Below are 12,003 nucleotides of genomic sequence, written 5' to 3'. Positions count from 1 at the left end.
GTATGCTAACTGCGATAAAGAAAGATGGGACATGGGTTACCCTTCCTGAAAAGATACCGGCAAACGTGATTGATGAATGGAGAAAGTCAGCAGATTATTACTGTCCATGCTGTAAGATGGAAATGACCATCAAAGCGGGAAAAGTCAGGATCCCGCATTTCGCCCATAAAAATAGTTCGTCATGCCGCGCTTCTTCAGAACCGGAATCCGCCTATCATTTATTGGGAAAAAGAAAATTATTTCAGTGGTTCTTATCACATGGTTATCAAGTGGTTTTAGAAGCCTACCTTCCCGAAATTAAGAAAAGGGCTGATATGTTGGTTGTGATAGGAGGTAATCGCTATGCAATAGAATTTCAATGCTCAGTTATCCCCGAGGTTGAATTCATTGAAAGGACAAAAGCCTATCAAAGCATAGGCATCAAGCCAATTTGGATCCTTGCTGCAAAACGCTTAAAAAGGAAAAGCTTGTATGAATTCAGTTTATCCCGCTTCCACTGGCTCTTCGTCACCGGCAGCTTCCATCACCCTTTTCTTTGGATGTATTGCCCGGAAACGGATCATTTATCAGTATTGAAGAACCTCACTCCTTTTACCCCCAGAACCGTCTTTGCCGAATTGACAACAGCTTCATTAAGGTTCCTTCCCCCAAGTCGTGCATTGCCCCAAAACTGCTTTAGATTCCCTTTTCTGCCCGCATGGAGATATAAACGAAATCGCTGGTCCCTCCATCGAGTGAAAACAGCACGGAGATGCGATCCTTTTTTCGAAGGGCTATATTTACATCATATTTCACCTGCGACACTTCCAATTGAAGTGGGCGTTCCGGTCAGAGGGATGCTGTTGATCGAAACTGCCTCGATCGAATGGCAGGCATGGTTATACATGGATGTGTTTCATGAGAAAAGAACAGGGGAAAAGATTTCTATGGCTGATATTATCCATAATTTTAGAAAGCGTTCAAAAAAAGGTGGAATAAAGTTCAGACCGTTGCCTTTGCTTCATGAAAAACCCATCGAGTATCCTGTAGGTCAATATATCATGCTTTTGATGAAATTTGGTTATTTATCAAAACTGAATGAAGGGGTTTTTAAAGTTGAAAAGGAAATTACCCCTCCCTTTACCAGTGATCAAGCTCAAATTTTGGAAAAAAATTTCTATGATAAGCATAAATTGATGATGGAAAAGGGGAATATCCAGTATAATCAGTGATAACATCTCTATTTATCTTGAATTCAGATGAATGGGCAGGATTATTTTTGTTAATGGAGAAATAGTAATAAGAACTGGGAATTAAGAAAACTTTAAGAAAGAATGAACGCTGAATGAAGTATGGCAGCGTTCGATCCGGTTTAACGATTTAGCCCAATGGCAAGTTTCTATAGAATGGGGAGGAATTTTTTTATGGCACAGGAAACAAAAGCAAATACATTACCTTCAAGAAGTGAAATAGCTCCTGAAGATACTTGGAGACTGGAAGATATCTTCGCAACCGAGGAAGATTGGGAAGCAGCCTTCAAAGCGGTAAAAGAAGACCTCAAGAAGGCGGAAGCACATAAAGGGACGTTGGGAGAAAGCGCAGAAAAATTATTTGCGGCCCTTCAACTCCAAGATGAGGTATTCGAGAAGCTAGGGAAAGTTTATTCTTATTCACATATGCGCAATGATCAAGATACAACCAATCCTTTTTATCAAGGGATGGAGGATAGGGCAAAAGCTTTATACGCCCAGGCAGCTGCTGCGTTTTCATATATGGTTCCTGAACTATTGAGTATTGATGAAAACAAAGTGGAAGGGTTTTTGGAAGAAAAAGAAGATCTGAAATTATACAAACATTCTTTAGAGGAAATCAATCTTCAGAGGCCCCATATCTTATCTGCTGAGCAGGAAGAATTATTGGCGCAAGCATCAGAAGTACTTGATGCATCGGGCAACACTTTCGGTATGCTAAACAATGCCGATTTGAAATTCCCGACCATTAAGGATGAAGAGGGAAATGAAGTGGAAATCACTCACGGAAGGTATATCAGTTTTCTTGAGAGTGAAGATCGCCGTGTACGTGAGGAGGCATTTAAAGGGGTATACAGCAAGTATGGAGAGTTCCGTAATACATTTGCTTCAACCCTGTCAGGTGAAGTGAAAAACCACAACTTCAATGCCACAGTTCGAAAATATGATTCAGCACGCCAAGCGGCGTTAAGTAATAATAACATTCCGGAGACCGTATACGATAATCTCGTTAAAACGGTCAATGACAACTTGCCATTACTGCACCGTTATCTTGATTTACGTAAAAAAGTACTGCAATTAGACGAACTTCATATGTATGATCTATTCACCCCTCTTGTTAAAGAAGTGAAGATGGAAGTGACATATGATGAGGCCAAAGATTATGTCCTTAAAGGTCTTGCTCCGCTTGGGGAGGACTATTTGAACGTTTTGAAAGAGGGATTTGAAAATCGTTGGGTCGATGTGCATGAAAACAAAGGGAAACGAAGCGGTGCCTATTCTTCTGGTACATATGGGACGAATCCTTATATTTTAATGAACTGGCAAAATAACGTCAATAACTTATTCACGCTCGTTCATGAGTTTGGACATTCGGTCCATAGCTACTATACACGTAAATATCAGCCATATCCATATGGGAATTATTCCATATTTGTAGCGGAAGTTGCATCGACCTGTAATGAAAACCTGTTGAACGATTATTTACTGAATTCAATCGAAGATGAAAAGAAACGCATCTATTTATTGAATCATTACCTGGAAGGTTTCCGCGGCACACTGTTCCGGCAAACGATGTTTGCAGAGTTTGAACATACGATTCATTTAAAAGCTCAAAATGGGGAAGCGTTGACAGCGGATATGCTTACTAAGGAATATTATGAGCTGAACAAGAAATACTTTGGAGAGAACGTGACCATTGATGACGAAATCGGTTTGGAATGGGCGCGTATTCCACATTTCTACTATAATTACTACGTTTATCAATATGCAACAGGAATCAGTGCAGCAACAGCATTGAGCAAGCAAATACTTGAAGAAGGAGAGCCTGCCGTCAAAAGGTATCTGGAGTTCTTGAAGTCAGGAAGTTCCGATTATCCGATTGAAGTGCTCAAAAAGGCTGGCGTCGATATGACAAAAGCTGAACCTGTACAAGAAGCCATGAATGTATTCGAAGAAAAATTAAATGAGTTGGAAGAGCTTTTGAATAAATAAGATGTGAAAAGGACCCGAGCACCTCGGGTCCTTTTCAACTTATATGCATGTCCGTCATAATCCTTTAAATCGATTTCTCTGATTTAAGCTATGAAGAATTATGAAGAAAACAAAAAATAGAATAGGGGAGGTAAAATACAGAGGAATGAGGTTCATGATACCGAGCAGCTGGACAAATAGCGACCCTATCAAGAGTATGAGTAGAATAAAGCCTTTCAATTTGGTCACCTCCAACAGGCCGCAGTAAAAGCTCATCTGCGCTTTATTAGATAGTATGTTTTAAAATAAGCAGTATTCTAAAAATATGACAATAATGTGAAGCTACGCACAAAGTTCTTGCTTTTAAGGTGCATAATCTGCTATAGTACAGATATAGAAGTTATCACATCCCAAACATATACCCCTTTGTTTGTTCGTCGTGAAATTTCTCCTATCCCCTTATTCGCATAAATAAATGAAAAACCCCAGCAAATTTCGTGATTTGCCGGGGTTTTTCATTTGCAGAAAAGTAAAAGTACAAAATGACGCCGGTTGTAACAAAAGTTGTACGAAAGATTAGGAAATAAAAACAAATGATTTAATATTTTTGTGATTTATTTCACAATTAAATTCATTCCCTTGCTTATCAGATATCAAAAACACTTATGGCTTTAAACTTAAAGGGGCTCTTATTTAGCTATATATAAGAAACAATGATTATAAAATGAAATTTATATATTGTGAACAAATTGTGAAATGTTACACAAACAGTTGAAACATAACTGAGTTATCTGTTATATTGTTTATTGTGAAGCGAATCACAAACAAACTTATACCCCTTTGTTTGATCGTGAAAAATTTCTCCCATCCCCTTATTTTCTTATAAAAAAAACCATGCAATCTTTTGATTTGCGTGGTTTTAAACAAAAAAGCAGTCAAATTCATGACTGCTTCTTTGTATATCTCCAAAACGTTCCGTATTTAGCAGGAATCTTTTCTGCCAACTGTTTTAAAACAAGCTTTTTCATTTCCAACTCGACGTTACTCTTATTCATATTATAAACAGTTTCAATTTCCTTTGTGGCCACTAGATTGAAACAGCTTAAAAATTCTTCGAGAGAGGGGGGTTTTGCAGGGGCTGGCAGACCATTGAGCATATCTTCTAAAATTTGAACATATACCTCGTAAGAATAGACACCTGAAACTTTTATTCCCTCTTCTTCAATATTTTGATTGAAAAAGACAAGGGAAGGTATTTCCGTCACTTCCATTTCGTTAGTGATTTTCATGTCACATTGAAAGCCTTTGGCTGCACTGGAAGAATTGATGTCATAAAGGAATTCCTCTACATCCAGACCAACCATTTTGGCACATTCGGTCAAGACTTCGATATTGGATATATCCTTTTTCCCTATGAATACATATTCTTGAAGCTGCCTTAAAAAGCGAATGGCTAATTTACGCCCCTGCAATTCCGCTGCTTTTATTGCGATGGAAGCTGTATATGGAGAAGAGATTGGGTTTTCAGACCAAAGGCTCCCGTCGCAGGACATTCCCGAGCGGCTGGCTGTCTTTTCCCAAACCTGAGCAATGTTTTCATAATTTTTATTTTTCCCCATATTAAGAGAATCGATTTTACCGCTTAAAACATGGCGTAAGCTGAACAATTGGCCATATTCTATCTGTAATTTCCTAATAATTGGTTCTAAGCCCCAGCATTCGGGACAAAGCGGATCAACAAAAACATAAATTTCAATTGGCTTTTTTCCTATATCATAGCAATGCTGCGTCTTGATCCAATCGGAAATATTGAAAACTGGTTTTTGTGCGCTCAACTGTCTTCTCCTTTCCCGTCAGTTCCGGATGTATTGATCATATGCTGTGCCGTCAAATAGAGGCGGTGATAGAAAAACTCTCTAATCTCACCCTCAAGGCCAACTTCGTCCATAGCTTGATACATGCATGAGAGCCATGCTTTCGCACGTTCTGGCGTAATTTCAAAAGGTATATGTCGAGCCCGCAACATAGGATGGCCATGCTCTTCGGTATATAAAGAGGGACCGCCTAAATATTGAGTCATAAATTGTTTTTGCTTACGGACCGTTTCAGTTAAATCGCCAGGGAATATTGGCTGCAGATCCGGGTGCTGACTAACGTTGGAGTAAAACACATCAATTAATTTGTGTAATTGCCCTTCTCCAATTAATTCATATGGTGTAGGGTTCCCTTGCATCATGTTGATTACTCCTTTTAAAGAAAGATGGTTGATATTTATTCATATTTTATCAATGACGTACTGATATAACAAATATATAGCTTAAAGAAAATTTTACATCTGTAGTATGACACAGGGGAATGATCGGAAATTACACTTTTGGAGGGGCTTTCCCATTTGTTCTGGGGAAGCATATATAGACATAAAAAAACTGACCCGTCACAAATAAACAGGGTCAGCTTGTTTTAACTTAAAAATGTGCCATAAACTTTTTGAACATAATTCTGAGTTTCTTTAAAGGGCGGGATGCCGTTATATTTATCGACATTTCCTGGCCCTGCATTATAAGCAGCAAGGGCAACCTGTATGTCCCCGTCATATCGTTCCATCATTTGACTTAAATATTTACTCCCGCCCATGATGTTTTGTTCTGGATCGGTTGCATCATCCACCCCAAGGCTTCTTGCAGTTGCTGGCATTAACTGCATAAGGCCAGCGGCACCCGCATAACTGGTGGCTTCAGGGTTGAAGTTCGATTCTTGTTTAATGACAGACTTAATCAGTTTTTCCGGGAGATTATATAAACTGGCTGCCTGGCTGATGATATGATCATAGTTTTTTGCGGTTTCGCTGCTGCTCTGTTTGTTAGCATTGGCAGCGGATATCGGGTTGATGTTCAGGGACGTTAGGCTGCTGGGTTGAAGAAATGATTTCGTTTCAGCTTCAACATTGGATAATAAGGAACCCAATTTCTGCGAAGAGCTTTCAAGAGCATCACCCGAAACCAGTTCCGAGAGCATGTCCTGGAAAACGGATCGAGATGAACTTTTGCTTGTGATGCTGCTATTTGTGAATTGCTGGATTGCCTGCAATTCCATAAACGTTTTGAAATCTTGGATTTTCAAACTCTCCACCTCCGAATGGGTTCAAACAGGATTATTCCTGGAATTTGGCGCGATAAAACCTCTTAACCTTATTTTCGGTTTCCCTTACCGGAATTTGAAGGGTTTCAAGGAGATTCAGGAAGTTTTTTTCCCCTGCTTTTGCATCCGTCACTTCATATTCAAGCTCAAAGTCTTCCTGATTCAAATACGAACTATGATCTAAAACAAGTAAACCCTCTTTGTAAGGAAATTCAAGGCGGTCTGTCTTTAGTGTCCCAAAGCAGGTAATATCTTTTGGATCAATTCCGCATTCGAGGATTAGATGTTGGATCTCGCCCTCAGGGAATGTGTTATGATTCAGAAATGCATATGCGGTTCCTTCAGGAATATCTTGATTCGTTTCCAATAGTCCCTCTGTTGCGGGCTGTTTTAAAGTCAGCTCGTAACGCCCGTTTTTCTCCCGGATCCTAAGCGCGGAATCTAGGTTTTTCAAAGTGAATCCAAGTGTATCGAAGTAATGATTTTTCTGGGTTTTAAAGTTCGATGCCCCAAGATGAAAGTATTCGATCAGTTGACGAAATTCTTTTTCGCTTAAAAGGTTTTTAAATTCAATTTCAATATGCTGGTTCATGTGCTCCATCCTTTCTGGCTGATTCTTAGGTTAATCATATAAGAACCATTCCAGCTGTCAAATTGAATTCAATAATTTTTTGCTATTGTACTTGAATATTTAGGAATCAATTGCAGGATATGATAAAATATAAACGTTGAGCACGAAAAATGGATTATCGTATATATAGGAATTTAATACATACTTTTTGCTAGAAAAAGAAATAGGATCCAGCGGTGAATTGACATAAAGTCATGTGACTGCTGGATTTAGGAGAGCGTTCTGCCCATACCAGAGTTGAACAGGCGCTTTTTAGATAGATATAGGTGGTGTGGCAATGGAGAGTTGGGACGATTTCTTGGCGCCTTATACTCAGGCTGTCGAAGAATTAAAGGTTAAGCTAAAGGGATTAAGGAAACAGTTTGAGAGAGAGAATATTCACTCGCCGATCGAATTTGTAACAGGAAGGGTAAAGCCGATTGTCAGCATTTTGGATAAGGCGAGCCTGAAGGATATTCCCATTGATAAATTGGGAACTGAAATCCAGGATATTGCAGGGCTTCGCATGATGTGCCAGTTCGTGGATGATATCGAACAGGTAGTTGAACTATTACGAGGTCGCAATGACTTCGAGATAGTTGAGGAGAGGAATTATATTTCCCATAAAAAAGCAAGCGGCTATCGTTCTTATCATGTTGTAATCCGCTATCCGGTCCAGACGATCCATGGCGAAAAAAATATCCTTGCCGAAATACAAATCAGGACTCTTGCGATGAATTTTTGGGCGACGATCGAACATTCTTTAAATTATAAATATAAAGGCATTTTCCCGGAAGATATTCAATTGCGACTCAAACGTGCAGCGGAAGCGGCCTTCCTGCTTGATGCAGAGATGTCGCAAATCCGTACGGAAATCCAGGAAGCACAGCGTCTTTTTTCCAGGAAGAAAGATTCTTGAACGCATAAATGGGTAAACGAGAAGAAATCTAATTTGTGAGGTGGTATTACATGAAATTTGCGATAACGTCAAAAGGAGATGCGAAATCGAATACTTTAATGCAAAGGATGCGTACGTATCTTCAGGACTTTCATTTGGAATATGACGAAGATCAGCCGGATATTGTCATTTCTGTCGGTGGTGATGGCACTTTATTATATGCTTTTCACCGTTATAAGAATCGATTGGATAAAACTGCCTTTGTCGGTGTACATACAGGACATCTTGGTTTTTATGCAGATTGGACCCCTGATGAAATTGAAAAATTGGTGATAGCTTTAGCGAAAACCCCATTTCAAATAGTGGAATATCCACTGCTCGAAACGATTGTCCGTTATCAGCATGGAGGACGGGAAGCAAGATTTTTGGCTTTGAATGAATCGACGGTCAAAAGTGTGGAAGGGACGCTCGTCATGGACGTTGAAATACGCGGCCAGCATTTCGAGACGTTCCGTGGAGATGGTTTATGCATTGCGACGCCATCTGGAAGCACGGCATATAATAAGGCGCTTGGCGGGGCCATCGTCCATCCATCTATCGATGCCATCCAGATTACCGAATTGGCATCTATTAATAACCGGGTGTTTAGGACCGTAGGATCTCCGCTTCTGCTGCCGGCACATCATACGTGTATGTTCAGGCCGGTCAATGCGGTCAATTTTCAAATTACGGTCGACCATTTGTCCTTGCTTCAGGAAAATGTAAAGTCAATACAGTGCCGAGTGGCAGATGAAAAGATCCGATTTGCCAGATTCCGCCCTTTTCCTTTCTGGAAAAGAGTGCATGATTCATTTATTGCTAATTAAGGAGATAGATTCACCTCATGTCAAATCAAAACTTTTCTTTGACCTGGTCGGTTTTCGAAGAGGACTCTGGCTCTTTATTGCGAGAGTTTCTCCGCAAATGCGATATTTCAAAACGAGCATTAACGGATATTAAGTTTAAAGGTGGATATATCCAGTTGAACGGCGAAGAAGTAACCGTAAGGGAACGGATTGAAACGGGCGACATCGTCACCGTCATATTTCCGCCGGAGCAGGCAAGCGAAGGCCTTTTGCCGGAACCCATCCCCCTGAATGTCAGATATGAAGATGAGTTTGTATTGGTGGTGGCCAAGCCCCCTTCCATGAATACCATTCCTTCCCGCGAGCATCCCAACGGCAGTTTGGCGAATGGCTTGGCGGGTTATTATAGGAAGACGGGAATACAGGCGACGATTCATATAGTTACACGTCTTGACCGGGATACATCAGGTTTGGTTTTAATTGCCAAGCACCGGCATATCCATCACCTTTTAAGTGAGCAGCAAAAATCAGGACAGGTTAAACGGAGATACCAAGCCGTAGCTGAAGGAATCGTTGAAGGACCTGTAGGAGAGATCGTGGCGCCAATCGGACGAAAATCGACCAGCATCATTGAACGGGAAGTCAGGGAGGATGGCCGGTATGCCTGTACTCTATTTAAGGTATTGGCATATACAGGGTCCCACACATTCCTTAATTTGGAACTCGGGACAGGGCGTACACATCAAATCAGGGTCCATATGGCGCATATTGGTCACCCGCTGGCTGGTGATGATTTATATGGAGGGAACAGGAGAGGTATCCCTCGCCAAGCCCTTCATTGTTTTGAATTGAAATTTTTACATCCTTTCACGAAGAAGATGATGTTATTTCAAGAAGAGTTACCAGAAGATATGACCCGCTTGCTCGAGGGAAGTAAAGGATGGGATTCCTGACTTTATATCCGGGTTGCATTAAACGAAACCACTTCATAGACGCAAAAAAAACTCACCAAGATGGCGAGTTTTTTTGGTTAATCAAAAGATGTCCTGAACTTTTCCGCTATATATGGCATGGAAGAAGGCACCTCTTGAAGATCCATTTCGGGATAACGGACAGCTGTCAGTTTTCCACCGAAGACGCAGCCTGTATCAATATTATAAGTATGATTGACTCTTCTAGCTTCAGGGACTGGTGTATGTCCATATACGATCCATGTTTCCCCTTTGTATGATTGTGCCCAGTCTTTTCTGACCGGTGACCCATCGGGGTGTTTGGAGCCATTGATATCACCATAGAGGACAAAGGTCTTTACCTTATTACTATATTGGCCAATATAGTCACTGCGAATTCCTGCATGGGCAATGATCAATTGCCCTTCATCAATGAGTTGATAAAGTGGGGAACGTTCATACAGATCCATGAACTTTTTTCGGATCTTCTTCTGATCCCGAATGTTCAGTGATTCATATTCAGCTACGGTAGTCTCTAAACCGTGTGATATTTGAACTTTATTGCCTGAAAAATAACGATACAATTTATTGCAGTGGTTACCTGGGGCATACCTTGCTATATTTTGGTTAATGACTAATTCATGGACAACCTCTATTACTTGAAGGGAATTTGGGCCGCGATCGGTTAAATCCCCTACAAAGCCGAGAATTCTTCCGGAGGGATGTACAGGAAACCCAGTCTTCCATGTATAGCCCATTTTTTCGGTCAGCTGCCTGAATTCAGCGAAACATCCATGAATGTCCCCTATGATATCGATGTTCATTTGACACACCCTTTGTTTGTTTTGTATATGTTTATGGTATTAGTATAGTATTATTTAAAAAAATAAAATATAAACGAGGAAATGAAAAAATATGTTTTAGGAGGTGTATGGTTATGGAGGAGATGAAGGACCGAGAACGGGAGAATAGTCAAATGAATAACGAGCTTTTGCTTGAAGCGCTTAAAACGGAAAGTCTAGATCAGTTCCGTACGGAGTTCCTTGAAATGCATCCATATGATCAGGCTCAATTTTATACAAGCTTGTCAGATGAATTCAGATCCGTCGTTTACACATATTTGTCACCGGAAGAAATGGCGGACCTTTTTGAAAATATAGAAATTGATGAAGAGGATTACGAAAGCCTGTTGGCTGAAATGAATCCTTCTTATGCAGCCGATATGCTTTCCAATATGTACGCGGATGATGCGGCTGACGTCCTGAATGAAATCAATGATGAGCAGGCCGTCAGCTATTTGACCATCATGGATGATGAAGCGGCAAGTGAAATCCAGGAGCTTCTGAACTATGAGGAATCTACGGCAGGAAGTATCATGACGACAGAATTCATTGCCATTGAAGCAAATGAAACCGCTCGATCAGCCATGCAGATCTTAAAAAGGGAAGCTCCGGAAGCGGAAACGATTTATTATGTGTTCGTTACCGATCAGGATAAGAAGCTGCTTGGTGTTTTATCGCTCAGGACATTGATCATTGCTGATGAAGATGCTTTAATCGGTGATTTAATGGATGACAGGGTAGTTTCCGTCCCTGTTTCTGAAGACCAGGAAGAGGTGGCACGAAAAATAAGGGACTATAACTTCCTTGCCGTGCCGGTTGTCGATTTCCAAAACCATTTATTGGGGATTATAACCGTTGATGATATCATTGACGTCATGGATGAAGAGGCATCCGATGACTATTCTAAATTGGCAGGTATTTCTGATCTTGATCATGTTGATAAGAGTCCATTTTCCGCTGCAAAAAAACGGCTGCCATGGTTGGTCATCCTTTTGTTTTTAGGCTTGCTGACTGCAAGCTTGATCGGCCGATTCGAAGAGATACTAAGCCAAAAAGCGATTCTTGCTGTATTTATTCCATTGATAGGCGGCATGGCTGGAAATACAGGAACACAAGCATTGGCAGTAGCAGTCAGAGGAATCGCAACAGGTGAATTAGAACAGGAAAGCAAGTGGAAACTGGTCCTTCGAGAGGCTGGAACTGGCCTTATTATTGGCCTGACATGCGGAATTGCCATCATTTTCATTGTCTATTTTTGGCAAGGTGATTTAATGTTAGGATTATTGGTCGGAATTTCCATTTTCATAACTCTGATCGTTGCCACACTTGCCGGTTCAATCGTCCCTCTTCTCATGCATAAAATGAAAATCGACCCAGCGGTAGCTTCAGGTCCTTTCATTACAACAATCAACGACCTCATCAGTATTCTTATTTATTTCGGATTAGCAACCTTATTAATGGGCTATCTACTATAAGTCCAAGGAGGCCCTCTTTGGAGGGCCATTCCCACAGGACTTTAG

The 12,003-nt window shown here is 40.7% G+C and carries 11 protein-coding genes; 6 read left to right on the top strand and 5 right to left on the bottom strand.

The window, feature by feature from the left end:
- Positions 1–2 precede the first annotated feature (2 nt).
- Positions 3–1,211 carry a competence protein CoiA gene (locus ACQKFG_RS02515; protein WP_427555962.1) on the top strand — a complete coding sequence of 403 codons (1,209 nt, stop codon included), beginning with the start codon at positions 3–5 and terminating at the stop codon, positions 1,209–1,211.
- A gap of 192 nt (positions 1,212–1,403) precedes the next feature.
- Positions 1,404–3,221, top strand: coding sequence for an oligoendopeptidase F (gene pepF / locus ACQKFG_RS02510; RefSeq protein WP_192203716.1), 1,818 nt, complete (start codon positions 1,404–1,406; stop codon positions 3,219–3,221).
- A gap of 920 nt (positions 3,222–4,141) precedes the next feature.
- Here the strand turns inward: pepF and ACQKFG_RS02505 are convergent.
- The 4 genes from ACQKFG_RS02505 to ACQKFG_RS02490 all read right to left on the bottom strand — a co-directional run bounded on the left by ACQKFG_RS02505 (position 4,142) and on the right by ACQKFG_RS02490 (position 6,930).
- Positions 4,142–5,035 carry a ClpXP adapter SpxH family protein gene (locus tag ACQKFG_RS02505; protein ID WP_370662520.1) on the bottom strand — a complete coding sequence of 298 codons (894 nt, stop codon included), beginning with the start codon at positions 5,033–5,035 and terminating at the stop codon, positions 4,142–4,144.
- Positions 5,032–5,436, bottom strand: coding sequence for a globin (locus tag ACQKFG_RS02500; protein WP_349728969.1), 405 nt, complete (start codon positions 5,434–5,436; stop codon positions 5,032–5,034). Before ACQKFG_RS02500 ends, ACQKFG_RS02505 begins: the two co-directional genes overlap by 4 nt.
- A 224-nt stretch (positions 5,437–5,660) precedes the next feature.
- Positions 5,661–6,329, bottom strand: coding sequence for a lytic transglycosylase domain-containing protein (locus tag ACQKFG_RS02495; RefSeq protein WP_349728968.1), 669 nt, complete (start codon positions 6,327–6,329; stop codon positions 5,661–5,663).
- Between the two features lie 22 nt (positions 6,330–6,351).
- Positions 6,352–6,930: a CYTH domain-containing protein gene (locus ACQKFG_RS02490; protein WP_349728967.1), complete on the bottom strand. Its 579-nt coding sequence runs from the start codon at positions 6,928–6,930 to the stop codon at positions 6,352–6,354.
- 316 nt (positions 6,931–7,246) lie between these two features.
- Here ACQKFG_RS02490 and ACQKFG_RS02485 point away from each other — a divergent pair, with 316 nt between their 5' ends.
- Genes ACQKFG_RS02485 through ACQKFG_RS02475 form a run of 3 tightly spaced genes read left to right on the top strand, consistent with a single transcriptional unit; the run spans position 7,247 to position 9,644 of the window.
- Positions 7,247–7,867, top strand: a complete 621-nt coding sequence (locus tag ACQKFG_RS02485) for a GTP pyrophosphokinase (protein ID WP_034314484.1) — start codon at positions 7,247–7,249, stop codon at positions 7,865–7,867.
- Positions 7,868–7,917: 50 nt separating this feature from the next.
- On the top strand, positions 7,918–8,712 hold the full coding sequence (locus ACQKFG_RS02480) for an NAD kinase (protein WP_053534153.1): 795 nt from the start codon (positions 7,918–7,920) through the stop codon (positions 8,710–8,712).
- A 17-nt stretch (positions 8,713–8,729) separates the two neighbouring features.
- Positions 8,730–9,644: an RluA family pseudouridine synthase gene (locus tag ACQKFG_RS02475; protein WP_427555955.1), complete on the top strand. Its 915-nt coding sequence runs from the start codon at positions 8,730–8,732 to the stop codon at positions 9,642–9,644.
- Between the two features lie 77 nt (positions 9,645–9,721).
- Here ACQKFG_RS02475 and prpE read toward each other — a convergent pair whose 3' ends face one another.
- Positions 9,722–10,465, bottom strand: a complete 744-nt coding sequence (gene prpE / locus ACQKFG_RS02470) for a bis(5'-nucleosyl)-tetraphosphatase PrpE (protein WP_349728965.1) — start codon at positions 10,463–10,465, stop codon at positions 9,722–9,724.
- Positions 10,466–10,587: 122 nt separating this feature from the next.
- Between prpE and mgtE the strand changes: the two genes are divergently transcribed.
- Positions 10,588–11,958 (top strand): magnesium transporter, encoded by a 1,371-nt coding sequence (gene mgtE, locus ACQKFG_RS02465; protein WP_369619713.1) that lies wholly within the window; start codon positions 10,588–10,590, stop codon positions 11,956–11,958.
- Positions 11,959–12,003 lie beyond the last annotated feature (45 nt).

The sequence above is a fragment of the Peribacillus sp. NPDC076916 genome, from assembly GCF_050269675.1.
GTDB classification, from domain to species: Bacteria; Bacillota; Bacilli; order Bacillales; family DSM-1321; genus Peribacillus; species Peribacillus aracenensis.
The sequence above is the reverse complement of the archived record's forward strand: the minus strand, read 5'-3'. Positions and strand labels throughout refer to the sequence as shown.